Consider the following 24469-nt stretch of genomic DNA (forward strand, 5'->3'; position numbering starts at 1 on the left):
TCGGGGCCTTCTTCGCCACCGGCGTGCTCGGCGGTGGCGACGAGCGGCCGGTGGTGCCAGCGGCGGCAGTGCCGACCGCGACGGCGAGCGAGCCGAGCGCGGAACCGTCGGCGGAGCCCACGCCGTCGCCCTCGCCGAGCGCGGCGCCGACCACCCCGGCCGCGCCGGTGGCCACGCCGAAGGTGCTCCGGGGCGTGCCGTCCGGGCGCTGCCTCGGCGTGACCGGCGACGAGGCCGAGGGCGCGCAGGCCGCGCTCGCCGACTGCACCGGCGGGCCCGAGCAGCAGTGGGTGGTCACGCCGGTCACGAACGACACCTACCTGCTGGTCAACGCCGCGAGCAGCAAGTGCCTGGACGTCAACGAGGCGAAGACCGACGACGGCACGGACGTGCAGCAGTGGTCCTGCAACGGGCAGGCCAACCAGCAGTGGCGGTTCCAGCAGGCCGGCGACGGCGTGGCGCTGCTGGTCGCCGTGCACAGCGGCAAGTGCGCGCAGGTCGACGACGCGGGCACCGAGCCCGGCCGTGAGCTGGAGCAGGCGCCGTGCAGCGGCGCTCCGGAGCAGCAGTGGGCGGTCGGCTGACCGGCAGCGCGGGCGTCAACCCCGATAGCTCCAGGCCCGCCGGCCCGCGGCCACCGGGAGCGCGAACGCCGGTTCGTCGGCGGGACGGCGGCGCAGCAGCAACGACAGCCCGGCCGCGCCGACCGACAGCGCGCCCGCCACGTACCAGGCCATCGCGTAGTCGCCGAGCCGATCCCGGACCAGGCCCGCGCCGGTGGCCGCGAGCGCGGCCCCGAACTGGTGCGCGGCGAACACCCAGCCGAACACCACCGCCCCGGACGCGCCGAACCACTCCCGGCACAGCGCCACAGTGGGCGGCACAGTCGCCACCCAGTCCAGCCCGTAGAAGACGATGAAGACCAGCATGCTCGGCCGGGCCGACCCGGCGAACAGGCTCGGCAGCACCAGCAGCGACGCCCCGCGCAACGCGTAGTAGGCGCCGAGCAGCAGCCGCGCGTCGACCCGGTCGGTGAGCCAGCCGGAGGCGATCGAACCGGCGATGTCGAAGAGCCCGACCAGGGCGAGCAGCCCGGCCGCTGTGGTCTCCGGCATGCCGTGGTCGTGCGCGGCCGGCACGAAGTGCGTACCCACCAGGCCGTTCGTGGTCGCGCCGCAGATCGCGAAACCAGCGGCGAGCAGCCAGAACGGCCGCGTCCGCGCGGCGGCGGCGAGCGCGCCGACCGCCCGGGCCGCCGCGCCGCCCTCCGGCCGGGCCGGCGGCACGACCTCCGTCGCGCCGTAGGCGGGCCGCCCCAGATCCGCCGGGTGCTCGCGCAACAACCACACCACAAGGGGTACGACCGCCAGCGCGGCCCCGGCCACGACGAGTGCCGCCGTGCGCCAGCCGTGGTCGCGCACCAGCACCGCCAGCAGCGGGAGGAAGACCAGCTGCCCGGCCGCCCCACCCGCGGTGAGCACACCCGTCACCAGGCCCCGGCGCTTGACGAACCAGCGCCCGGTCACCGTCGCCACGAACGCCAGGGCCATCGAGCCGGTGCCCAGCCCGACGAGGACGCCCCAGCACAGGATGAGCTGCCAGCTCTCGGTCATCGCCACGGTCAGGCCACTTCCGGCGGCCACCAGCACCAGCGCGCCGGCCACCACCCGGCGGATGCCGAACCGGTCCATCAGCGCGGCGGCGAACGGCGCGGTGAGCCCGTACAGCAGCAGGTTGACCGAGACGGCGGCGGAGATGGTCGCCAGCGGCCAGCCGAACTCGGCGTGCAGCGGGTGCAGCAGCACGCCGGGGGTGGCCCGGAAACCGGCCGCGCCGACGAGCGCGACGAAGGCGACGGCGGCGACGAGCCAGGCCGGGTGCAGGCGGGATCGGTTCACCAGCCGAGTCTCGGACCGGGGTGGCCTCGCCGACGAGTGGCCGGAAAGCCATCATGCGCAATAATCGGGCCATGTCCGTACCACACCGGGTCGCCGTCCTCGCCCTCGACGGCGTGGTGGCACTCGACCTCGGCACCCCCGCCCAGGTCTTCGGCGCCGCCCGCACCGACGGCGGCGTCCCCCTGTACCTCGTCGCCACGTGCACCCCCGGCGGGCAGCCGGTACGCAGCAGCGCCGGCTTCCAGGTGCTCCCCGACCACGGCCTGGAACTCCTCGACACCGCCGACACCGTGATCGTCCCCGGCATCCACGCCGGCGCGCCACTGCTCGACGGCACGGTGGCCGCCGAGGTGGCCGACGCGCTGCGCGCCGCGTACACCCGGGGAGCGCGCGTCATGTCCATCTGCACCGGCGCGTTCGTGCTGGCCGCCGCCGGTCTGCTCGACGGCCGCCCGGCCACCACCCACTGGGCGTACGCCCCACGCTTCCGTCGCCTGCACCCCGGCGTACGACTCGACCCCGACGTGCTCTTCGTCGACGACGGGCGCGTGCTCACCTCGGCCGGGGTGGCCGCCGGCATCGACCTGTGCCTGCACGTCGTCCGCACCGACCACGGCAGCGCGGCGGCCAACCGGGCGGCCCGGCGCTGCGTGGTGCCGCCGTGGCGGGACGGCGGGCAGGCCCAGTACATCGAACGGCCGGTGCCCCGGGGCACCGACCACGGCACCGCCGCCACCCGCGAGTGGGCCCGGCAGCGCCTGCACGAGCCGGTGGCGTTGCGCGATATGGCCGCGCACGCGCGGATGAGCGTCCGCACGTTCACCCGGCACTTCCGCTCCGAGACCGGGCTCAGCCCGGCGCAGTGGCTGCTCCAGCAGCGCACCGAGCACGCCCGGGTGCTGCTGGAGACCACCGACCTGAGCGTCGACCGCATCGCCCAGGACGCGGGTTTCGGCACCACAGCCGCGCTCCGCCAGCACTTCCACGCCCGGGTCGGCGTGGCCCCCACCGCCTACCGCCGCACGTTCCGCCACCCTTCCCCCGCGGCGTCCCCCGCGACGTCCCCGCGTTCCCCGCGCCCCGCTCCCGTCGATCTTGGAGTTGTGGCGCCTGGAAGGCCGGACGTGCCGGAGTTGTCCACCGCCACAACTCCATGATCGGCGGCGGGGCGGATCGGCGGCGGGCGGTCCCGCGGTCAGGCGAGGTGGGGCTGGCGGCGCAGGGCGCGGAGCTGGGTCATGTGCAGCGGCAGGTGCACGCGGATGTGCAGGTCCAGCGCCCTGCCCCAGGGCAGCGACTCGTCCACGTCCAGGTCGAAGCCCTCGCGTAGCACCGTGTCCACAGGTGTCTCCGCCGCCGGGCCGAGCCGGTCGGCCAGCGCGCACAGCTTCTGGCTGGTGGCCCGGAACAGCACCGCCAGGCCGTCCAGCCCGCCGCACTCGGACACCAGCGCGTCCAGCTGCGGCCGGTGAATGGTGTCCAGGTCGTAGTAGGCGAACGGCGAACCGGCCAGCACCGCCTCGGTCGCCTCGCTCATCAGCTCGTCGTTGGCGGCGAGGTGCGCGACGATCTGCTCGGCGCTGAGTTGCCCCTCCGGCGGCGGCCCGAACCCGCCCGCGTCGATCTCCGCGAACAGTTCGTCATACGCCTGCCGCAGTGCCGCGACGTCCACCTCGTCCATGTCCCGCATCCAACCCCCGCCGCTGCCGCGCCCACCCCGGCTACCGCGCCCGGTTCACCCGGACGGGTCCGGACAGGCGTGAAGGCCGGCACCCCGTTGGTTCGGGGTGCCGGCCTTCACGTTTTGTCTTACTTGTTCCAGTGCTGGGCGACGAGGTCGGCGGCCTGCTGCTCCCACTGGGCGTAGTGGTCCGGGTAGGCGGAGACCTGGACGGTCTGGGCGGCCTTGGTCAGCGGCATGTCCTGCCAGCCGTCGACCTGCTTCAGACCCTTCAGGAACGCGGTCGTGGAGTACTCGGGGTCGGTGATCTGCTCGACCGTGCCCCAACCGGAGGAGGGGCGCTGCTGGAACAGGCCCTGCGAGTCGTGGTCGTTACGGTCACCCAGGTGGCCGAGGTTCTCCAGCTTCGACTCCTGCAACGCGGTCGCGATCGACACGACCGCGGCACGCTCGTCCATGCCGGCCTTCTTCGTCGCGGCAATGATCGCCTTCACGTTCTTGGTCTGCTCGTCATTGAGGTCGATGCGGGACTGGGCGCCCTGCACGCCGTGCGGAATCAGCTTGTCACCCTGCACGGTGGCGGTGACCGGCTTGACCGCGTGGGCGGTGTCGGCCGCGTGGGCGGCGACCGGGCCGGCGAACACGCCACCGGTGAAAGCCAGACCAGCAATACCCAGAACGCTCTTACGCAGAATCGTGTTCATGATGGGGGCTCCATTCGGGGGTCGACACACCCCCCGGGGGGGACCGGGGGTGCGTGGGCACCGTCAGGCGCTCAAGAAAGTCTCAGGGGATCTCGGCTGCTCGCGGGGGCTGGGGGCCTCTCCGCGGCGCCGGAAGGATGTCCAACGACCGTCGACCCGGCATCATTCCCGGGCCAGCTCACGCTGTCGGGGGGCGGCGCGGGGCTCACGTCGTCGGAACCGTGTTCAACGACCAGCCGAGCGGGATGATTCCCCGCGGCTCACGCCGCCGCACGTACTCAACGGCCTGAGGTCTGTCCCCACAGCCGACGCGCTCGGGGGCGCGGCCTTGCTCGGTCGTTCACCCGGTTACAACGCCACCGGCCCGCCCACGATTCCGCCACCAAAGTGCCGCCCACCACCCCCAAACCCGACAACCCGCACACCACCGACCAGACTCGCCCAGCCCATCCGGACACCTCACTCTGTGCCCCGTGATCAAGGAGTTTGCGGCCATTTCCGGCGCCACGAGGACACAAACCCCTTGATCACCCCCACAAAAGCCTCCCCGGGCACCCGCCATAGCGTTGATCATGAGGTTAGCGGCGACATAACGGACACCAAGTGCCGCCAAGTTCATGATCGACGCGAGCGGGCAGGGCGGTGCGCTGGGCAGGAGCGAAGCGGCCGCGACCGGTCCCGCGATCTTGCAGTTCGCGCCCTCCGAGCACCCGATTTGTCCGGCTCGCGGGGCGCCAAAGTGCAAGATCGCGCACACTCAGGGGTCTGGGCGATCCGGGGCGCCGCGAGCTAGCCCGACGGGCCCCGGGGGTCGGGGATCTTGGAGTTGTGGTGCCTCGCGAAAGGTGTCAAGCCGGGCATCCTGGGCGCCACAACTCCAAGATCGACGAGAACATGGGAGGACGAGGGAGCGCGGGGACGGGGGGCGGGAGGATGAGGGAGCGCGGGGTCAGCGGCGGCCGTGGCGGGCTCGTAGGTAGTCGGACACCACGTACTCGCCCAGGTCGTCCAGGTCAGGCGTGAACATCCGGCCACCCGAGCGCCGCGCCACCGCGTCCACGAACCGGCGCAGCCCCGGGTCGTCGCCCAGCATGAACAGGTTGAGCGTCGCGCCGTACCGGGTCAGCCGGTCCACCTCCCGGATCGTCGCCGAGATGGTCTCCGGCAGCGGCGGCCAGTGGAAGTACGCCTCGCCGTCCTCCGGGTCCAGGTGCGCGGTGGGCTCGCCGTCGGTGACCACGAGCACCACCGGCTCGGCGCCCGGGTGGCGGCGCAGGTGCCGGCCGGCGAGCCGCAGCGCGTGCTGGAGGTTCGTGCCCTGCTGCATGTCCGGCTCCACCGCCGCCAGTTCCTGCTGGGTCAGCGGCATCGCCTCCCGGCCGAAGCCGACGATCTGCAACGCGTCCTGCGGGAACCGGGTGGCCATCAGGTGCGACAGGGCCAGCGCGGTCTGTTTCATCGGGCCCCACCGGCCCTGCGAGATCATCGAGTACGACAGGTCGACGCAGAGCACCACGGCCGCCGACGCCCGCCGTTCGGTCTCCACCACCTCGAAGTCCTCGACCGCGAGCGGCACCGGCACTCCGGGGCCGGCCCGGCGTACCGCGCGGGTGAGTGTGCGCACCACGTCCAGCGGCTGCTCGTCGCCGTACTCCCAGGGGCGGGACGCCCCGCTCACCTCGCCGGCCGCGCCCGCGGTGCGGAGGTCGTGCTGGCCGCGCGGGCCGGCGGTCAGGTCCGAGAAGACGCGCCGCAGCGCGGTGCTCGCGAGCCGGCGCAGCGCCTTCGGGCTGAGCGTCAGCCCGTCCGCGTCGCGGGTGACCCAGCCCTGGCGGCGCAGTTCGCGTTCCAGTTCCTGCAACCGGCGTACGTCGTCGGCGGCGTCGCGGCCCAGCGTGCGGGCGACCGCCTCCACGTCGACGTCGTCGAGCGTGGCGCCGGGCTGGTCCTGGTCGAGGGAGTCCAGCAGTTCGTCGAGTTCGGCGATCTCGTCGAGCGCGCCGGTGGCCTCGCCGTAGCCGAGCGGCTGGTCGCCGCGTACGCGCCTCGCCGCGCTGCCCAGTTCAGGTCCGGCCGCAGCGACCGCAGGTGCGCGTCGAGCTGGGACAGCTCACCGGCGAGCCGGTCGCCGAGCGACTGGCGCATCAGTCCGGCCAGTTCCTCGCGCTGCCTGTCGGACAGCGACCGCATCAGTCGCTCACCTGCAGCCGCCCGCCGGGCCAGCACGTCGATCAGCTCGTCGACGTTCCTGGGCCGTTCCGGGAAGAACTCCCCGTGCCGCCCCATGAACTCGGCGAACGCGTCGGTGGTGTCCTCCGAGCGGGCGTGCCGGGCGAGCAGGTCGTTGAGGTCGCGCATCATCTCGGCGAGCTGCCGCTGGGCGGCCGGGTCGGCGGCGGCCCGCGCCGCGTCGCGCAGCCCGGCGAAGCGCTGCTCCAGCACGTCGCCACGCAACCCGTCGAGGATGCGCTGGTAGGTCTGCCGGGCCTCGGCGCTGGCCCAGTCGTACCCGGAAAGCTCCGACACCGCGCGGGCGGTGGAGCGGGGCAGGTTGTCGAGCACGGCCTCGGCGAACCGGGCGTCGTCGCCGTCGCGGCCGCGCAGCTCGTCGCGTTCGGCGGCGAGCGCCTGGTCGAGCAGCGCGCGGGCCCGGGTTACGGCGCCGTCCAGGTCGCCGCGGCGCAGCGCCTCCCGGCGCAGGCGGCGGGCGCGGGCGGCCAGGTCGTCCAGGCCGCCCCGCCCCTGCGGGCCGCGCCGCAGCAGCTCACGCAGCGACTCGCGCAGGCTGCCGCCGGCGAGCACGTCCGAGCCGACCGCGTCCACCGCGGCGCGCACGTCGTATGGCGGGGCGAGCGGGTCGGGTCCGCCGCGCCACTGCCCGTACCGGAAGCGGTTGCCGCCGGCCATTGTCAGTCCCGGTCCCCGTAGACGGTGCGCCCGGAGTCGGTGACGTCCTTGCCGAGCCGGCGGGTCAGGTGCAGCCCTTCCAGCACGAACTCGATGCCGGCGGCGGCCTCCTCCGGGCTGGGCGCGTCGCCGAGCCCGAGCCGGTCGAGCACCTTGGCCAGCCCCGGTACGGTGCCGACCTGGCGCAGCAGCTCGGCCGAGGAGACCAGTTCCCCGGTCTCCACGGCGCCGCCCTCGGCGACGATCGCGGTGAAGCCGGACAGGTCGAGCCCGGCCAGGCGGGCGCGGAACGTCTCGGCGGTGGCGGTACGCAGCAGGTGCGCGAGCACCTCGATCTCGCGTCCCTCCTCGCCGCTCTCGAACTCGACCTTGCCGCGCAGCGTGGAGGTGACCGACACGGTGTCGCCGATCCGGGCCACCGGCGCCTCCGGCCGGGACGCCGACCCGGCCCCGCCACCCGAGGCAGCAGAGGCACCGGCCAGCAGACCGGAACGACGCAACGCGGCGGCGGCCACCGTCTCCGCGGCGGCGATGGCGAACCGGGCGGACACACCCGAGCGCGGATCCACCGACGGGGACTCCCGCACGTCGCGGGCGAACCGGGCCAGCACCTCCAGCACGTGTTCCGGCACGACGGCGACCAGGTCGGCCTCCTGCCGGATCAGCGACAGCTCCAGGTCGAGGTCCAGGGGGTAGTGGGTACGGATCTCCGCGCCGAACCGGTCCTTGAGCGGCGTGATGATCCGGCCCCGGTTGGTGTAGTCCTCCGGGTTGGCGCTGGCCACCAGCAGCAGGTCCAGCGGCAGCCGCAGCTGGTAGCCGCGGACCTGGATGTCGCGCTCCTCCAGCACGTTGAGCAGCGCCACCTGGATGCGTTCGGCCAGGTCGGGCAGCTCGTTGACGGCGAAGACGCCCCGGTTGGTGCGCGGTACGAGCCCGAAGTGGATGGTCTCCGGGTCGCCGAGCGTGCGCCCCTGGGCGAGGCGGATCGGGTCGACGTCGCCGATCAGGTCGCCGACGCTGGTGTCCGGCGTGGCGAGCTTCTCGCCGTACCGCATCGAGCGGTGCAGCCAGCCGATCGGCAGGTCGTCGCCGGCCGAGTCGACCAGTGCCCGGGAGGCGGGGGTGATCGGGTGCATCGGGTGCTCGTTGAGCACCGAGCCGGGGATCACCGGGGTCCACTCGTCCAGCAGCGCGCCGAGCGAGCGGATCAGCCGGGTCTTGCCCTGCCCGCGCTCGCCGAGCAGCACCATGTCGTGCCCGGCGAGCAGCGCGCGCTCGACCTCGGGCAGCACCGTGTCCTCGTAGCCCACGATGCCGGGGAAGCGGTCCTCGCCGGAGCCCATCCGGGCGAGGAGGTTGTCTCGGAGTTCCTGCTTGACCGTGCGGTACTGGTGGCCGGCCGCGCGCAACGCGCCGAGCGTGCTCGGCAGCTCGGCGGGCGGGACCGGGGGAACCTGGTTGGGAGCGGTCACCCGATCCACGCTAGCGCGCTCCGGTGACCGGCGGCGCCCGTCGCCACTGACGCCGCCGGAGCGCCGCTCACCTCCCGAGGCGGGCGCGGACCATCCGGGGCACCGCGGCCACGCCGGTGACCGGGCGGAACGCGTGCGCGGCGGCGACCAGCGCGGCGTACTCGTCGTCGGTCAGGTCGATCTCGGCGGCGGCCGCGTTGCGTTCCATCTGCTCGACCCCGGACGCGCCGGGGATGGCCACCACGTTCGGGTGCCGCAGCACGTACGCGAGCGCGATCTGGCTCGGCGTGGCGTCGTGCGCGTCGGCGACCTCGCGCAGCGTGGCGATCAGCGCGGTGCCGCGTTCCAGGTTCTCCGGCAGGAAGTACGGGTTGGCCCGGCGTACCGCCCCGGCGGGCGGGTTCGTGGCGTCGTAGCGGCCGGAGAGGAAACCCTGCGCCAGCGGCGAGTACGCGATGACGATCCGGCCGGCCTGCTCCGCGTACGGGATGAGGTCTTCTTCGGGGCCGCGGTCGATCATGCTGTAGCGGACCTGGTTGCTCAGCACCCGGCGGCCCAGCGCGGCCTCGGCGAACCGCCACCGGCGCAGGCCGTAGTTGCTGACGCCGACCTCGCCGACCAGTCCGACGTCCTGCAGCGAGCGCATGCCGCGCATGGTGGTGGTGTCGGCGACCACCGGGTTGGCCTGGTGCACCTGGTAGAGGTCGATGCCGTCGACGCCGAGCCGGGCGGCGGAGGCGACGGCGCGCTGCTGCACCACGGGGGCGACCGGCAGCAGCGGGAAGATCTTGCTGGCGACGACGACCTTGCTCCGGTCGTCGCCCAGCGCCGCGCCGAGGATGCGCTCGCTGCGGCCGAAGCCGTACAGCTCGGCGGTGTCGAACAGGGTGACGCCCAGGTCGAGCGCCCGCCGGACGATCTCGGCGGCGCGGCGCTCGTAGTCGGGGCCGTAGCCCCACTCCTTGGAGCCGAACTGCCAGGTGCCGAGGCCGATCTTGGAGATGGGCTTGGGGGTGTCGAGCTGCACGTAACGCATGTGGCCGAACGTACCCGCGCCGCTGCGGCCGCACTCCGCTGCGGACAGAATGGCCCCGTGACATACCTCGCCAGCGACGACCGTTACCACGAGATGATCTACCGGCGCAGCGGCCGGAGCGGGCTGAAGCTCCCCGTCATCTCCCTCGGCCTGTGGCACAACTTCGGACCGGACCGGCCCTTCGAGCGGCAGCGCGACATCGTCCGCCGCGCCTTCGACCTCGGCATCACCCACTTCGACCTGGCCAACAACTACGGCCCGCCGCCCGGTTCGGCGGAGGAGAACTTCGGCCGGCTGCTCGCAGGCGACCTGAAGCCGTACCGGGACGAGCTGGTGATCTCCAGCAAGGCGGGGTACCTGATGTGGCCCGGCCCGTACGGCGAGTGGGGCTCGCGCAAGTACCTGATCTCGTCGCTGGACCAGTCGCTGCGCCGCCTCGGGCTGGACTACGTCGACATCTTCTACTCGCACCGCTTCGACCCGGAGACCCCGCTGGAGGAGACGATGGGCGCGCTCGACGCGATCGTCCGCTCCGGCAAGGCGCTCTACGTGGGCATCTCCAACTACGACTCGGAGCAGACCGAGCGCGCCGCCGAGATCCTGCGCGACCTGGGCACGCCGCTGCTGATCAACCAGCCGTCGTACTCGATGATGAACCGCTGGACGGAGAGCGACGGCCTGCTGGACACGCTGGAGGGCGTCGGCGCCGGCTGCATCGCGTACAGCCCGCTCGCCCAGGGCCTGCTCACCGACCGTTACCTCACCGGCATCCCGGCCGACTCCCGGGTACGCACGAGCGTCTTCCTCAACGAGGCCGACCTCGACGAGGAGACGATGGCGACGGTCCGGGGGCTCGCCGCGGTGGCCGAGCGGCGCGGTCAGACGCTCGCCCAGCTCGCCCTCGCCTGGGCGCTGCGCGACCCGCGAATGACCAGCCTCATCATCGGCGCGAGCAGCGTGGCGCAGCTGGAGGGCAACGTGGCCGCGCTGGACAACCTCGACCTCGCCGGTGAGGACCTGGCCGAGATCGAGCGCCTGCTCGGCTGACTCACCAGACGCGGCGCCGCCCGGCGCGGTGGTTGCGGACACCGCACGGCCGTCCGGGCGGAGGGCCGCCGGCCCGGCTCAGCCGCCGTCCGACCACCGCCGCGGCGAGCAGCGCGACGACGAGCGCCGCCGCGCCGAGCACGAGCGGCCGGGACAGCGGTCCGCCGTCGGTCACCGTCGCCACCGGCACCGCCGGCTCGTCGTCGGTCGCCGCCCCGGCGAGGGTACGCGGAGGCGACGCGCTCGCCTCCGGCGCTGCCGGGGTCGCGTCCGGCTCACCGCGTGCCGCCCGGAAGATCACGTCCGAGCAGGAGTAGTAGGTGTCCTGGGTGTCCGAGTTCTGCCAGATGACGTAGACGATGTGCCGGCCGGTCCGGTCGGCCGGCAGCCGCCCCCGCATCTCGTACGCGCCGGAGCGGATCGGCGGGTCGGTGACCTGAAGGAACGGCTTCTTCTCCAGGTCCGCCCAGGTCAGCCGCCGCTGCGGCGAGTACGAGCCGGTGGTGACGTAGAACCGGAACGTGCCCTGGTGCGGGATGGTGGTGCGGTAGCGGAACGTGTGCCGGGCGCCGGCGGTGAGCGTGGTGGCCGGCCAGTCCGCGCGCGGCAGGTCCAGCCCCCGGTACGCGGACAGCCCGCCGCTGCACAGTTCCCCGTCCGGGATGCGTTCCCGGTCCCGCCCGTCGACGCGGGCGACCCGGATGTTGTCCCACTCGCGTACCCCGCTCCGGCGGCGATCGCGGCCCGGCACGCGGGCGTCCGCGCCCGGCCACCGCCCTCCGGCCCGCACGCGGCGGCCCGGCTCAGCGGGCTGGTCGGCGCACCGTGCGCGCCGGCCGGCGTGGCGGCGAGCGGCACCGTCACGGCGACGGCGGCGAGCGCGGCGAGCGCGCGGCGTGCGGCCATGTGATCGACCTCCCGCGCACTGGTACGGCCGCGAGACGTCAAAGGTTCGATCCGCGCCGATCGGCCGGGCCGACGTGACCGAACGGACAGACGGGGCGGCGGGGCGCATGTGGGGGGACCTAGAGTGACGAAACCCTGTGATCGAGGAGCGTCCCTTGCCCGAGCCGGAACCGTCCCCCGAGCCCTCCCGCGCCGCCCCGGCGAACGGGCCTCCCGCGGGCGACGTCCCACCTTCCCAGCCCTATCTGCTGGTGATGCACAGCATGGAGGGCGCGCCCCCACCGGTGCCGTGGCCCGGCGCGGAGGGGCAGCCCGGCTGGGCGATTCCGGTCACCGTCCCGCCCGGCACCCAGGGGTACGCGCTGTTCCTCCCGCTGGTGCCGGGGGCCGGCCAGCCGAGCGCGGTGCCTGCCCAGGCGACAGCACCGGCCGTCGAACGCTCCCCGGTGGAGGATGCCGCCCTCTCCCCCACCACCGGCGACGTCGCCAAGACGCCGCCGGCTTCCGCGGGCGCGGGCGTGTCCCCGGCCGGGGACGGTTCGACGGGGGCGGCTGATCATGGGGAGCCCGCCACCGCACCGGCCGACCGTCCGGCGGAGCCCGTCGCCGCCACGCCGGACGCCGCTCCGGCGGCCCGGCCTGCCGCCACCCGAGCCGACGGAACCCCTTCGGCTGCCGAGGACGCCGCATCGGCGGGTCCGTCCTCCTCGGGCGCCGGCACGACGGCTCCGGCCACCGGTTCGCCTGCCGCCCCGGGTTCGTCCCCGTCGGATGCGCCGAACCCGCAGGCCGGCTCCGGCACACTGGCCAGTTCGGGCGCACCGGGTGCCACCCGCAGGCCGGTTCCGGCGCGCCCGGCACGCCGCACGCTTCCGCCCGGCCCGGGACCCCGAGCACGCCGCCGATCCCCGGCGCGTCGCCCGCGCCGGTCACACCGCACGCTCCGGGGATGCCGCAGCCTCCCGGTCGGCCGGTGGGCGCGCCGCCGTACCCTGGTGTGGGGTGGACCGGCCATCCGCAGGCGCCGGTCTGGACGCCGCGACCGCCGACGCCGCGGACCTCGTTCCTCGGCGCGCGGTGGCCCGGCCCGAAGGCGGCGACCGGCCGGGCCGTGCCGCTCGCGGTGCTGGCCGGCGCGGTCGGCGGCGCGGTCTTCGTGCCGCTGGGCCGGGTCGGCGTCGGCTGGTTCCTGGGGTGGCTCACGCTCACTGTCGCGGTGGTGCTGGCGATCCGGTCGAAGACCGCTGACCTGCCGCGCGCCGACCGGCTCATCCGGGCCGGGTGGGCGGCGGCCGCGCTGGCGCTGATGGCCGTGCCGGCGTTCCGCAACGCCTGGTGGCTCGTGACGTTCTGCGTGCTCGGCGCGCTGGGCTGCGCCACCCTCGCGATCGTCGGCGGGCGGTTGGTGCGATCGATCCTGTTCGGCCTGGTCGCCACGCCGTTCGCGGCGCTACGCGGCCTGCCCTGGGTACGCCGGCACGTCACCGCCTCGGCGTCGGCGGCGACGGTGAGCAAGGTGACCGTCTCGGTGGTCGCCACGGTCGTGGTGCTCGTGGTCTTCGGCAGTCTGCTCGCCTCCGCCGACGCGGCGTTCTCCGAGGCGCTCGGCTCGCTCGTTCCCGAGACCGACATGGGTTCGGTGTTCAGCTGGGTGTTCCTGGCCGTGGTGGGCGGGCTTATCGCGGTGGCCGCGGTCTACACGCTCGCCGCGCCGCCCGACTTGTCCACCGTGGACAGGTCCGGCGAGCGGCGGATCGGCCTGCTGGAGTGGGCCCCGGCCATCGGCGCGCTCGTCCTGCTGTTCGCCGGGTTCGTGGTGGTGCAGTTCACTGTGCTCTTCGGCGGGCAGCAGCACGTGCAGCGGGTCGCCGGTCTCAGCTACGCCGAGTACGCGCGCAGCGGCTTCTGGCAGTTGCTCTTCGTCACGCTGCTGACGGTGGCGGTGCTCGGCGGCGTGGGCCGCTGGGCGCGCCGGGAGCGGCCGGTCGAGCGCGTCCTGCTGCGTGTGCTGCTCGGGCTGATCAGCGCGCTGAGCGTGGTGATCGTGGCGTCGGCGTTGTCCCGCATGTGGACGTACCAGAAGGTCTACAGCTTCACCGGCGAGCGGATCTTCGTGATGGCGTTCGAGATGCTGCTCGGCACGGTCTTCCTGATGATCATCCTGGCCGGCGTCCGGTTCAAGGGCCGGTGGATTCCCGGCGCCACTGTCGCGCTGGCCGTGACGATGCTGCTCGGCCTGGCGGTGCTCAACCCGGAGGACTACGTCGCCCGCCGCAACACGCTGCGGTACGAGCAGACCGGCAAGATCGACGCCTGGTATCTGCGGGCGCTGTCCGCCGACGCGACGCCGTCGCTGGCCAAGCTTCCCGACCCGGTACGCCGGTGCACGCTGAGCTGGATCGCCGACGACCTCGCCGAGCCCGACCCCTGGTACGCCTGGAACCTCGGTCGGCAGCGCGCCCGTAAGGCACTGGAGGAGGTCGGCCCGCAGGCGGTCGGCGGCCCGAAGGACTGCCGCCGGGCGGACCAGTTCGACCTGCCGAAGACGCGCGGTCCACGCTGACGTCGCCGACCGGGCCGCGGATCGCCGCGGCCCGGTCAGGCGGGGCCGCCGCCGAAGCCGATCTCGTTGCCGTCCGGGTCGTGGAAGATCGCCTTCCGGACGCCGTTGTCGTAGGTCTCCTGCGCAGCCGGCTCCAACCCTCGGGCCGCGATCGCCGCGAGACGGAGTTCGAAGTCCTCGACGAAGACAGTCTGCATGGCGTGACCGGCGTGGTCGGGCCGCACCTCGATGTAGAGGTAGCGGTGCTCGGCCAGCTCCCACACCGCCTCGTGGTCGTTGGGCAGGAACTGCGGCGGAGCGCCGAGCAGCCGCTCGTACCAGGCCGTCGACACGGCGATGTCGTGGATCGGGACGCCGGCGAACAGGTCGACAGTCATCCGGTCAATCTAGCCCCGTCGACGTGCCGACGAGGGCTCGTGCCGTACCGGCGTTTGAACGCGGTGCTCAGGGCGAACGAGCTGCCGTAGCCGACCCGGCGGGCCACCGCGCCGACAGTGGCGCCGGGCTCGCGGAGCAGGTCGGCCGCGAGCGCCAGCCGCCAGCCCGTCAGGTACGACATGGGCGGCTCGCCCACCAGGGCGGTGAACCGCCGGGCCAGCGCCGCACGCGACAGCCCCACCTCGGCGGCCAGCGACGCCACCGTCCACTGCCGGGCCGGGTCGTCGTGCAGCATCCGCAGCGCGCGGCCGACCACCGGATCCGCGTACGCCCGGTACCAGCCCGGCGCGGCAGCCCCGGGCCGGGCGAACCACTCCCGCAGCGCGGCGATGAGCAGCAGGTCCAGCAGGCGGTCCAGCACCGCATCCTGGCCGGGGTCGTCCTTGACGATCTCGTCGGCCAGCAACGGCACGAGCGGAGAGTCCCAGGACTCACGGCGGACCACCGCCAGCGGCGGCAGCGTGTCGAGCAGCCGCCGCCCGACAGTGCCCCGCACCGGGTACGTGCCGGTGAGCAGCACGGTCCGGCCGTCCGGTCCGTTGCCCCAGGTGCGTACGCCCCACCGCGTCATCGCGAACAGCTCCCGCCCGTCCGGCGTGGTGCAGCGCTGGCCCGGGTGCACTACCACCTGCGGCGCCGTGGCCGGGTCGTCCGCCACCGTGTACGGGGCCGGGCCACGCACGATCGCTACGTCACCGTCGCCGAGCCGCGCGGCCTCCCCCTCCTCCGGGACGATCCAGGCGTCCCCCCGCACCACGGCGACCAGCGTGAGCGGCGCCTCGTCCCGGATCAGCATCGACCAGGGCGGGGTGAGGATCGAGCGCAGCAGGAAGGCGCCCCGCGCCCGGGGACCGTCGAGCAGGCCGGAGACGGCGTCCACGGAGACGATTGAACACAGGATCGCGCGTCCTGGCCATGGGCCGTCTCACCGCGCGGCGGTTCGATGAGGACATGCGACTCGTACAACAACTGACGCTGGTCGGCGCCACAGTCGGGGCCGGGCTGATGGCGGGCCTGTTCGCCGCGTTCGCGTACGCGGTGATGCCGGCGCTGCGCGGCGCGGACGACCGCACGTTCGTGGACGCGATGCAGCGCATCAACGTCACCATCGTCAACGGCTGGTTCCTGCTGGCCTTCCTGGGTACGCCGGTGCTGGCCGCGCTCGCGGCGGTGCTGGCGTGGCGCGGGGCGGTCCGGCCGGCGCTGCCGTGGATCGTCGCCGGGCTTGCTCTCTACCTGGTGACGTTCGTCGTCACCGTGGCGGTGAACGTGCCGCTGAACGACGCGCTCGCGGCGGCCGGTTCCGCCGATCTCGGAGCGGAACGGGAGCGCTTCGAGTCCGCCTGGGTCACCTGGAACGTGGTCCGGGCGGTGGCGAGCACTGCGGGGTTCGGCGCGTTGTGCTGGGCGCTGGTGCTCGCGGGCCGCGCGTCCGGTTGAGCCGCTACGCCTTGTCCTCGATCAGCGGCAGGTAGCTCTCCGGCAGCCAGCGGACGACCACCTTCGGGAACAGCGTCCCGCCGAGCCGGCGGTAGAAGCGCTGCGCCGCCTCGTTCTCCGGCTTCACCTCCCAGCGGATGACCAGCCGCTCGGCGGCGGCCCGCTCGGCCAGCGCGGTCATCAGCCGCCGGCCCACGCCACCGTCGCGGGCCTCGGCGCGGACGAACAGATCGTCGAGCGCGAGGATGTCCTCACCGCTCCACATGTGCAGCCGCCGCTGCGCGGAGACGTAGCCGAGCGTCTCACCGTCCCGCTCGGCAAGCAGGACCGTCACGTCGGCGCGGCCGAGCACCTCGCGCCACCGGTCGGGGGTCGCGCCGACGTGCTCGCTCTCCCCCTCGTGGGCCGCGATCTCCCGGACCAGGGCGTCGACCGCAGCCGCATCGTCCGGACCGGCCTGGCGGATGCGGATGGCGTCGTTCACGGTGCTCTCCCTCACGGTCGGATCACGGGCGGACGCTCATGATCATCCCCCGGAGCCACCACCTGATGATCCTGCTTTCGGGCCGTCCTCGATGACGGCATCGGCCGGTACGGCGCATCTACCGATGACGGCTCCCGTTCGGCCCGCGCTGTTCCCGCCGGTCGTTCAACACGGCGGCGCTCTTGCCAGGCAAGGAAGGCGTGCCGTCCGATCGAGCGCGGCGGTGTTGCGCCGCCGCCGAACCCCAGCCTTCGCTCACCTGGACAGCAAGGGGAAGCAGGATCGGTCGCCCAGTGTCGGTCCGCTCTTGATTCCAGCCAGAATCGAACATACGTTCTAGCGATGACGTCCGCCGGGGGTTCTCGTCATCAACACAGGCCAGGATGGCTGAGCCAGGAACGCAGCCCAGGGCCTACGATCGTGCCCATGGACACGGCGACGATCGAGCGGGCCTCCCTGGTCGCGCTACTTCGCCGGCCTCGCGCGCGCTGGTCGGAGATCGCTCTCGACATCCAGGAAAACGGCAGCGCCAGGGCAGTCCTGGACCGTACGGTCGGCCACTCCGACACGCTCTTTCCGGACGGGAATTCAACCACCGAGCTGATCAGCGCTGCCGTCGCCGAGATCACCGGCTGGCAAGCTGATCGAGTCGGCGTCCACGCCTTCTTCGAAGACACCTACCCTGCACAGCTGCGCGGCATCCGGGAGATGCCACCGCTCCTGTTCAGCCGAGGTGATCTACGGGTTCACGACCAGGCAGTGGCCGTCGTCGGCAGTCGCAAGGCCAGCGAGGAAGGGCTGCGGATCGCCCGAGCCGTCGCCACCACCCTGGCAGGCCGCGGGGTGACCGTGGTCAGCGGGCTGGCCGCCGGCATCGACACCGCCGCACACTCAGCTGCGCTGGAGGCAGGTGGGCGAACGGTCGCGGTCATCGGCACCGGGATCCGCCGGTACTACCCCTCCGCGAACCAGCGCCTGCAGGACCACATTGCCGAGGTCGGGCTCGTCATCTCCCAGTTCTGGCCGGACGCCCCGCCGAGCAGGCAGAGCTTCCCCATGCGCAACGCCGTCATGAGCGGGTACGCAGTCGCGACGGTCGTTGTCGAGGCGGGTGAGACCAGCGGAGCACGGATCCAGGCCCGGCTCGCCCTCCAGCACGGCCGTCCCGTCGTGCTGACGAGCCAGGTCATGCGGTGCGACTGGGCCAAGACGTTCGCCGAGAACCCGGGCGTCTACGTCGTCCACGGCACCGCGCAGCTGCTGGAAGCCGTCGACGACATCCTCAGCTACCAGCCCACCGACGCCGGCCTGGAGAACTTCCCTGACTTCGCCCTCCGCTGACCAGCGCTGGACCATCATCAGCCGGCACGTCGAGGTCCAGCGCGGCTACCTGCGCAACCCGTTACCGGCACACCCCTGGATCTGCCCGACGTGCCGGGGAGTACGGAACGAGGGCTACTCGCTCTGCTTCCGCTGCCAGTCCCACGTCGCTCGGTCCCAGGGCCTTCTCGCGGACCTCGTACTACCGATCTCCTACTCGCCACGCACCTGGCAACACCACTACAACCTCCGGACGTACAAGGGCACAGCTCCGTCCGAGCAGGCTCGGCGAAGCTTGCTTGCGCTCCTGCTGCTGTTCCTGCATGACCATCTCGCGTGTATAACGTCCAGTACGGGAGCCTCCCCAACGCACGTCATCACCGTCCCGAGCACCCGCAGCCGCACTGGCGCACATCCGCTTGCCGACCTTGTCGGCGACCGGCTCCGGCTGCCCTGGATCAACAGCACGGTCAACCCGAGCTACGGTCCGGAGGATCACGACTTTCACGCCGACTGGTTCAAGCCGTCCCTCCCCACTTCGCTTGCGCCCGTTCATGCGCTGATCCTCGAGGACACCTGGACGACCGGGGCGCGAACACAGTCCCTGGCGCACGCACTGAAGGTCGCCGGTGCCGCCACCGTTGCCGCCGTCATCCTCGGCCGCCACGTGGATCCAAACTTTGCACCGGCCAGGCAATTGCTCAGCGCGATCGCCAGCCCGTTCTTCGATACCACTAGGTGCGCAGCTGAAGACTGATCAAGAACACCTCGGCATCCCGATGCTCCTATGGCGGTCATGATCAAATGAAGCCGCACATCGCTGTGCACATACTCGAGTCGAGGCGCCCGGCGATGCGCGCGCCACGCAGCCGGAGCCCTCGGGGATCTACATGCTGCCCGGCCCGACCGAGCAGGATTTCTCTGATGACGTCAGCAGACACCGTCCGTGCGTCGCCCCACGAACGCATGGTTCGCTCGTCGACCGCAGACATTGGGCGACTGCCAGACTGCCGGCCTGCGGGTAGCGGCAAGGGGGAACAAGAAGGGCGCAGTGCGCCGGTCATGTGGGCAGCAGCCGACAAGGCTCGATTTCTGGATGCAGCACGCAAGGCTCATGAGAAAGCGTGATCACGTTCCAACGAATCAGCGGCCCGGTCGACGATTACTCGACCAGGCCGCTGACCTGCTTCAAGGGTGGAGCCGAGGGGACTCGAACCCCTGACCCCCACACTGCCAGTGTGGTGCGCTACCAGCTGCGCCACGGCCCCTTGCGGTCGTACCCGGTCGCCCGGGCACGGGAAGAACTATACACACGCCGCCCCGCATGGTCATCTCGCGGGGGTCCCCCACCGAGGGGGTCAGTTCAGTGCCACATCCGGCGGGAAGTGGGCCACCGCCGCCATCATGCCGCCCTGCCGGCGCAGCACCATCGGCCAGAGATCATCCGGCCGGTCGACGAAGGCGTCACCGGGCAGCGCGTCGAGCACGAACCAGGAGCCCTCCTCGATCTCGCGCTCGACCTGCCCGGCGCCCCAGCCGGAGTAGCCGGCGAACACCCGGATCCCGCCGACCGCCTCGCGCAGCTTCTCCGGGTCGACCGAGAGGTCGATGGTGCCGACCGCGCCGGAGACGCGGTGGAAGCCCTTGACCGGCCGGACGGGGTGCCGCATCCGGGCCAGGCAGATGGCGGAGTCGGGCTGCACCGGGCCACCCTCGAACAGCACGGCCGGGTCGCGGGCCAGGTCGCTCCAGTCGCCGAGCACGTCGGCCACCGAGACCTCGGTGGCGCGGTTCAGCACCACCCCGAGGGCGCCGCCGGGTTCGTGGGCGACGAGCAGCACGACCGTACGGTCGAAGTTCGGATCCTTGAGCCCTGGTGTCGCGACCAGCAGTCGTCCGGTCATCGACTCCATGGCTCGGCCACCGATCGCCTGCCCCTCACTCTGCATGTCCGACACCCGTCAGCCGTGCGCCCGTACGGGCCCGAGGCCGTCGACCGTCCATCCTGTCAACGCCATGTCACGCACCATAGCCTGCGTCCGGCCCGCTGGTTAAGGTCTGACGGCGGGTGATCACGACGGATCGAGGGAGGGTCGGATGGCGGCGCAGGCCGAACTGGCGGTGATCGGCGGGTCGGGTCTCTACGCCCTGCTCGACGGGGTGGAGCACGTGGTGGACACCCCGTACGGCGAGCCGTCGGGCCCGATCACCGTCGCCGAGGTGGGCGGTCGCCGGGTGGCGTTCCTGCCCCGCCACGGGCGTGATCACCGCTACCCGCCGCACCTGATCCCCTACCGGGCGAACCTGTGGGCGCTGCGGTCGCTGGGCGTACGCCAGGTGCTGGCGCCCTGCGCGGTGGGCGGCCTGCGGCCGGAGCTGGGTCCGGGCACGTTCGTGGTGCCGGACCAGTTGATCGACCGCACCAGCGGGCGCGTGCAGACGTACTACGACCGGGGCGCGGTGCACGTGTCGTTCGCCGATCCGTACTGCCCGGCGGGGCGGCGCACGCTGCTGGACACGGCGGCCGGGCGGGGCGTGCCGGCGGTGGACGGCGGGACCGTCGTGGTGGTCGAGGGTCCGCGCTTCTCGACCCGGGCGGAGTCGCGCTGGTTCGCCTCGATGGGCGGCACGATCGTCAACATGACCGGCCACCCGGAGGCGGTGCTGGCCCGTGAGCTGGCCCTCTGCTACACGTCGATCGCGCTGGTCACGGACCTGGACGCGGGCGTCGAGGCGGGCGAGTCGGTCACCCACGAGGAGGTGTTCCGGGTCTTCGCGGAGAACACCGACCGGCTGCGCGGGCTGCTGCTGGACGCCGTCGCGGCGCTGCCCGCCGAGCGGGAGTGCGGGTGCGGGCACGCGCTGGACGGGATCAAGCTGCCGTTCCCGCTGCCCTGAGCGCGGGAAGCGCCCGAAAAGTCGGCCTCGGCCCGATAGATTCGGCTGGTCGGGGGACCGGGCACCGGGCCGTCTCCGGCATCCGCGTGGAGGACGGAGGCAGCCGGCGATGGCGACGGTGCGGGAGGCGACCTACGACCTGCTGCGCGCGCTCGGGCTGACCACGGTCTTCGGCAACCCGGGCTCGACCGAGGAGCCGTTCCTGCAGGAGTTCCCGGCCGACTTCCACTACGTGCACGCGCTGCAGGAGGCGTCGGCGGTCGCGATGGCCGACGGCTACGCCCAGGGCACCGGCCGGCCCGCGCACGTCAACCTGCACACCGCGCCGGGCACCGGCAACGGCATGGGCAACCTGGTCACCGCCTGGCACAACCGGACGCCGCTGATCGTCAGCGCCGGCCAGCAGACCCGCGAGATGCTGCTGATCGAGCCGCGCCTGGCCAGCCCCCGGGCGGTCGAGCTGGCCCAGCCGTACGTCAAGTGGGCCCACGAGCCGGCCCGCGCCCAGGACATCCCGGCGGCCTTCATGCGGGCGTACGCCTCGGCGGTGCAGCCACCGGCCGGGCCGGTCTTCCTCTCCCTGCCGATGGACGACTGGGACCGCCCGGCCGACCCGCCGCCGCAGGTGCGTACCGTCGCCACCCGGATCGCGCCGGACCCGGACCGGCTGCGGAGCTTCGCCGACGCGCTGGCCGCCGCCCGCGCCCCGGCACTGGTGCTCGGCGCGGCGGTGGACCGGTCGGACGCCTGGGCGGACGCGGTCGCGCTGGCCGAACGCCTGGCCGCCCCGGTCTGGGCCGCCCCGGCGCCGGAGCGAGCCGTGTTCCCCGAGCGGCATCCGCACTTCCGGGGCGTGCTGCCGTACGCGATCGGGCCGCTGTCGGAGGCGTTGCGCGGCCACGACGTGGTGCTGGTGGTGGGTGCGCCGGTGTTCCGCTACTACCCGCACGTGCCGGGCGACTACCTGCCCGGCGACGCGCGGCTGCTGCACGTCACAGACGACCCGGACGAGGCGGCGCGCGCCCCGGTCGGGGACAGCCTGCTCGGCGACGCCCGCCTGACCATGGCCGCGCTGTGCGAGCTGCTTCCGGCGACCGACCGTCCCGCGCCGTCACCGCGCCCGCAGCCGGCCCCGCCGGAGCAGGCTGACCCGCCCAGCGCCGACGCGTTGTTCGCCGCGCTCGCCGCCGCGTGGCCGGCGGACGGGGTGCTGGTGCAGGAGTCGCCGTCCAACCTGGCCGCGCTGCGCCGCCGGCTGCCGATCGAGCGGCCACGCTCGTACCTGACGATGGCCAGCGGCGGGCTCGGCTTCGGGCTGCCGGCGGCGGTCGGCATGGCGCTCGCCGAACGCGACACCGGGCGCGGCCGCCCGGTGGTCGCGGTGGTCGGCGACGGCTCGTTCCACTACTCGGTCCAGGCGTTGTGGACGGCGGCGCGGCTGCGCCTGCCGCTCGCCGTCGTGGTTCCGGTGAACCAGCAGTACGCGATCCTGAAGGCGTTCGCCGAGCTGAAGCACACCCCTGGTGTGCCGGCGCTGGATCTGCCCGGGTTGGACGTGACGGCGGTGGCGCACGGCTACGGCTGCGCCGGTGCGGTGACCACGCTGGACGGGCTCGGCACCGCGCTCGACGCCGCATTGGCCGCGGACCGGCCGACGGTGCTGCCGGTGCCGATCAGCACCGACGTGCCACGGATCCTCTGAGACTCAGCCGGGCTGGACGATCAGCGGGGCGCCGCTGGCGGCGTCCAGCACGGCCCGGCCGCCGAGCGGCGCGTCGAGCGTGACGCTGACCGGCTTCAGCACGAGCTGCGCGGTGCAGACGCCGGTGGAGGCGATCACGGCGCCGCCGATCACCACCACGTCCGGCCGTTCCAGCACGAGCGGGGTGGGCGGGCCGTCGCAGGCGCCGACGCCGAGCACGTAGTCGATCCGGTTGCCGTCGACCGCCCGCAACTGCTGAGCGGACACCAGGCCGGCCGGGAGCGGCCGGGTGGGCACCGCGCCGCCGGGCGCCCGGCCGGTCACGCGCGGCGCGACGGCGATCCGGGCCACGGGTACGGCCAGCTCGTCCACGGTGAACAGCCAGGCGGGCGCGTCGGCGCGGCCCCGGCTGGTCCACACCGGCGCGCTGCCCAGCCGTACCTCGGTCACTGTGAGCGGGACGCACGGCGTCGGCGCCGAGGTCGACACCGGGTCGTTCGGGCCGGGCCGTCCGGTCGGTGCCGGGTCGGGCGCGGCGGGGCGCCCGTCGCAGGGCGGCGGGTCGCCCTGGCGGAGCTGGGCGTACGCGTCGGCGGCGCTGACCAACGGCACCCGCAGCGTGCCGTCGGGGAACCGGATCGTGCCGTCCTTCGGCACGGCGGCCGGGATCGGGATCTGGTCCCGGTACCAGCCCGCCCCGAACGCCACTTTCGTCTCGTCGGTGAAGCCCGGGTCGCCGGTGAGCACAGTGGCGTCCTGGAGCGGCACGTACCCGTCGCGCCAGCCCGGCCCGGGACGCCAGCCCGCGGCGACTTCCTCGGCCCGCTCGGTGAACGCGGGCCGCTGGTCCGGACCGGTGGGCGGCGTCCGGACGGGAGCGGCGCCGGGCGTGGCGCAGGCGGAGAGGGTCAGCAACGAGATCCCGAGCAGGGCGAGCACGCGACGCATACGGGTTGGACGGGTGCCGGCCCGGAACGGTTCCGGCTCAGTCCTCGCCGCCGAGGTCGGCCTGGTACGCCTCCCAGAGCAGGTCGGCACCGTGGCGCCGGTGCCGGTCGAGCGCGCGCAGCAGGTCCACGGTGCGGGCCCGCACCTGGGCGGCGGACGCCCCGGGCAGCCGGACCGTGTGCTGGAGCGCGGCCAGCGCCGCCAGGATCGCGGCGTGCTCGGCGACCAGCAGGCGTACGCCCCGGTGCAGCCGCGGCGCGGCGCGCACCAGGTCGGCGTAGTGGCCTCCCGGCCCTTCGGTGACGCGGACGTGTTCGGTGAAGCCCCGCCGGACCGGGTCGAGGTCGGTGAGCAGGCGCTCCCGCCAGCGCGGACCGCCGGTGGCCCGGGCGAGGGCGCGCAGGTCACCGGGAGCGGTGGGGAGCACGGAGATCGGCTGCTGGATCGGACTGGTGACCATGGGACACCTCCCGCTGCTGGGCGAACCCGTATGGCGATGGTGGACCCGGTACGCGGCGCTGTCCAGCGCTGCGACGCGCCTCATCTGCCGCATTGGCACCATCTGCCCCGGCTGGCTCAGAGGCCTCAGACGACTGTGCGCCCCGGTCCTCGTGGACCGGGGCGCACAGGCCGTGTGGTGGAGGTGCCGGGAATCGAACCCGGGTCCTTCGCCGGTTTGTCAGGGCTTCTCCGAGCGCAGCTCGCTGTGCCTCTACTCGGCCCCACCGCTCACGCGAGCAAGTTGGTGTGACGGGCCCAGTCGCTGATTGATCTCGCCGCACGGACCCCGCGACCGGGTCCGATTGGCCAGCCTTCTAGCTGATGCCGGCTAACTGGGTCGAAGGCGCTCCCAGGCCGACAGACTTGCTACTCGCCTCAGGCGGCGAGAGCGAAGTCAGCGCGATTGTTCTTGGCGCTTATTGGTTTCCGACGACCGATTCTCGAGACGACGTCGGCTTCCTCGGCTCGCTTCCCCTGTCGCTGCGTACGAAGTCGAAACCAGTCACCCCCTCGAAGCGCTG

The 24469-nt window shown here is 73.3% G+C and carries 21 protein-coding genes, 1 tRNA gene, 1 other RNA gene and 1 pseudogene; 9 read left to right on the forward strand and 15 right to left on the reverse strand.

What is annotated here, in order from left to right; all coding sequences use genetic code 11:
• Positions 1 to 584, forward strand: a 584-nt coding sequence (locus MCBG_RS14845) for an RICIN domain-containing protein (protein WP_043326344.1), incomplete at its 5' end; no start/stop codon positions are given.
• Positions 585 to 599: 15 nt separating this feature from the next.
• Here the strand turns inward: MCBG_RS14845 and MCBG_RS14850 are convergent.
• A complete protein-coding gene (locus MCBG_RS14850) occupies positions 600 to 1898 on the reverse strand; it encodes an MFS transporter (RefSeq protein WP_043326346.1) in 1299 nt (432 codons plus the stop codon).
• Between the two features lie 53 nt (positions 1899 to 1951).
• Between MCBG_RS14850 and MCBG_RS14855 the strand changes: the two genes are divergently transcribed.
• Complete coding sequence (locus MCBG_RS14855) at positions 1952 to 3055, forward strand: GlxA family transcriptional regulator (protein ID WP_043326348.1); 1104 nt, start codon at positions 1952 to 1954, stop codon at positions 3053 to 3055.
• Positions 3056 to 3093: 38 nt separating this feature from the next.
• On the opposite strand, the gene MCBG_RS14860 is transcribed toward MCBG_RS14855, so the two are convergent.
• The 5 genes and pseudogenes from MCBG_RS14860 to MCBG_RS14880 all read right to left on the reverse strand — a co-directional run bounded on the left by MCBG_RS14860 (position 3094) and on the right by MCBG_RS14880 (position 9701).
• Entirely contained in the window at positions 3094 to 3570 is a 477-nt protein-coding gene (locus MCBG_RS14860) for a hypothetical protein (RefSeq protein ID WP_043330618.1), read from the reverse strand.
• A 137-nt stretch (positions 3571 to 3707) separates the two neighbouring features.
• Positions 3708 to 4283: a hypothetical protein gene (locus MCBG_RS14865; RefSeq protein ID WP_043326350.1), complete on the reverse strand. Its 576-nt coding sequence runs from the start codon at positions 4281 to 4283 to the stop codon at positions 3708 to 3710.
• 949 nt (positions 4284 to 5232) lie between these two features.
• Positions 5233 to 7190: pseudogene (locus MCBG_RS14870) on the reverse strand (VWA domain-containing protein).
• Between the two features lie 2 nt (positions 7191 to 7192).
• Positions 7193 to 8674, reverse strand: coding sequence for a magnesium chelatase (locus MCBG_RS14875; RefSeq protein WP_043326352.1), 1482 nt, complete (start codon positions 8672 to 8674; stop codon positions 7193 to 7195).
• Positions 8675 to 8732: 58 nt separating this feature from the next.
• A complete protein-coding gene (locus tag MCBG_RS14880; RefSeq protein WP_043326355.1) occupies positions 8733 to 9701 on the reverse strand; it encodes an aldo/keto reductase in 969 nt (322 codons plus the stop codon).
• 57 nt (positions 9702 to 9758) lie between these two features.
• Here MCBG_RS14880 and mgrA point away from each other — a divergent pair, with 57 nt between their 5' ends.
• On the forward strand, positions 9759 to 10748 hold the full coding sequence (mgrA, locus tag MCBG_RS14885) for an L-glyceraldehyde 3-phosphate reductase (RefSeq protein ID WP_043326357.1): 990 nt from the start codon (positions 9759 to 9761) through the stop codon (positions 10746 to 10748).
• 1 nt (position 10749) lies between these two features.
• Here mgrA and MCBG_RS14890 read toward each other — a convergent pair whose 3' ends face one another.
• Positions 10750 to 11499 carry a lytic polysaccharide monooxygenase auxiliary activity family 9 protein gene (locus MCBG_RS14890; protein WP_369799309.1) on the reverse strand — a complete coding sequence of 250 codons (750 nt, stop codon included), beginning with the start codon at positions 11497 to 11499 and terminating at the stop codon, positions 10750 to 10752.
• 1104 nt (positions 11500 to 12603) lie between these two features.
• Between MCBG_RS14890 and MCBG_RS14895 the strand changes: the two genes are divergently transcribed.
• Positions 12604 to 14217 (forward strand): DUF4153 domain-containing protein, encoded by a 1614-nt coding sequence (locus MCBG_RS14895; protein ID WP_223201443.1) that lies wholly within the window; start codon positions 12604 to 12606, stop codon positions 14215 to 14217.
• 35 nt (positions 14218 to 14252) lie between these two features.
• On the opposite strand, the gene MCBG_RS14900 is transcribed toward MCBG_RS14895, so the two are convergent.
• Together MCBG_RS14900 and MCBG_RS14905 are read right to left on the reverse strand one after the other, a co-directional pair.
• Positions 14253 to 14594 (reverse strand): VOC family protein, encoded by a 342-nt coding sequence (locus MCBG_RS14900; RefSeq protein ID WP_043326359.1) that lies wholly within the window; start codon positions 14592 to 14594, stop codon positions 14253 to 14255.
• Positions 14591 to 15535: an AraC family transcriptional regulator gene (locus MCBG_RS14905; RefSeq protein ID WP_083296921.1), complete on the reverse strand. Its 945-nt coding sequence runs from the start codon at positions 15533 to 15535 to the stop codon at positions 14591 to 14593. Before MCBG_RS14905 ends, MCBG_RS14900 begins: the two co-directional genes overlap by 4 nt.
• 71 nt (positions 15536 to 15606) lie before the next feature.
• On the opposite strand from MCBG_RS14905, the gene MCBG_RS14910 reads away from it, so the two are divergent.
• Positions 15607 to 16095: an anthrone oxygenase family protein gene (locus MCBG_RS14910; RefSeq protein WP_043330621.1), complete on the forward strand. Its 489-nt coding sequence runs from the start codon at positions 15607 to 15609 to the stop codon at positions 16093 to 16095.
• 4 nt (positions 16096 to 16099) lie between these two features.
• Here MCBG_RS14910 and MCBG_RS14915 read toward each other — a convergent pair whose 3' ends face one another.
• Complete coding sequence (locus tag MCBG_RS14915) at positions 16100 to 16579, reverse strand: GNAT family N-acetyltransferase (RefSeq protein WP_043330622.1); 480 nt, start codon at positions 16577 to 16579, stop codon at positions 16100 to 16102.
• 426 nt (positions 16580 to 17005) lie between these two features.
• Between MCBG_RS14915 and MCBG_RS14920 the strand changes: the two genes are divergently transcribed.
• Together MCBG_RS14920 and MCBG_RS14925 are read left to right on the forward strand one after the other, a co-directional pair.
• Entirely contained in the window at positions 17006 to 17920 is a 915-nt protein-coding gene (locus MCBG_RS14920) for a DNA-processing protein DprA (RefSeq protein ID WP_043326361.1), read from the forward strand.
• Positions 17921 to 18194: 274 nt separating this feature from the next.
• On the forward strand, positions 18195 to 18656 hold the full coding sequence (locus tag MCBG_RS14925) for a hypothetical protein (RefSeq protein WP_223201227.1): 462 nt from the start codon (positions 18195 to 18197) through the stop codon (positions 18654 to 18656).
• Between the two features lie 438 nt (positions 18657 to 19094).
• On the opposite strand, the gene MCBG_RS14930 is transcribed toward MCBG_RS14925, so the two are convergent.
• Positions 19095 to 19167 (reverse strand) — tRNA-Ala (locus MCBG_RS14930).
• Positions 19168 to 19257: 90 nt separating this feature from the next.
• The gene (locus MCBG_RS14935) at positions 19258 to 19848 is read right to left on the reverse strand and encodes a YqgE/AlgH family protein (protein WP_043330624.1); all 591 of its coding nucleotides are present in this window, start codon (positions 19846 to 19848) and stop codon (positions 19258 to 19260) included.
• 148 nt (positions 19849 to 19996) lie between these two features.
• On the opposite strand from MCBG_RS14935, the gene MCBG_RS14940 reads away from it, so the two are divergent.
• Together MCBG_RS14940 and mdlC are read left to right on the forward strand one after the other, a co-directional pair.
• Positions 19997 to 20797 carry an S-methyl-5'-thioadenosine phosphorylase gene (locus MCBG_RS14940; RefSeq protein ID WP_043326365.1) on the forward strand — a complete coding sequence of 267 codons (801 nt, stop codon included), beginning with the start codon at positions 19997 to 19999 and terminating at the stop codon, positions 20795 to 20797.
• Positions 20798 to 20906: 109 nt separating this feature from the next.
• Complete coding sequence (mdlC, locus tag MCBG_RS14945) at positions 20907 to 22499, forward strand: benzoylformate decarboxylase (RefSeq protein ID WP_043326367.1); 1593 nt, start codon at positions 20907 to 20909, stop codon at positions 22497 to 22499.
• A gap of 3 nt (positions 22500 to 22502) precedes the next feature.
• Here mdlC and MCBG_RS14950 read toward each other — a convergent pair whose 3' ends face one another.
• The 3 genes from MCBG_RS14950 to ssrA all read right to left on the reverse strand — a co-directional run bounded on the left by MCBG_RS14950 (position 22503) and on the right by ssrA (position 24458).
• The gene (locus MCBG_RS14950) at positions 22503 to 23447 is read right to left on the reverse strand and encodes a hypothetical protein (RefSeq protein ID WP_043326369.1); all 945 of its coding nucleotides are present in this window, start codon (positions 23445 to 23447) and stop codon (positions 22503 to 22505) included.
• A 37-nt stretch (positions 23448 to 23484) separates the two neighbouring features.
• Complete coding sequence (locus MCBG_RS14955; protein WP_043326371.1) at positions 23485 to 23907, reverse strand: hypothetical protein; 423 nt, start codon at positions 23905 to 23907, stop codon at positions 23485 to 23487.
• Between the two features lie 175 nt (positions 23908 to 24082).
• Positions 24083 to 24458: a transfer-messenger RNA gene (gene ssrA, locus MCBG_RS31800) on the reverse strand.
• Positions 24459 to 24469 lie beyond the last annotated feature (11 nt).

Origin of the sequence: Micromonospora sp. M42 (assembly GCF_000568915.1) — a bacterium.
Taxonomy (GTDB): domain Bacteria; phylum Actinomycetota; class Actinomycetes; order Mycobacteriales; family Micromonosporaceae; genus Micromonospora; species Micromonospora chalcea.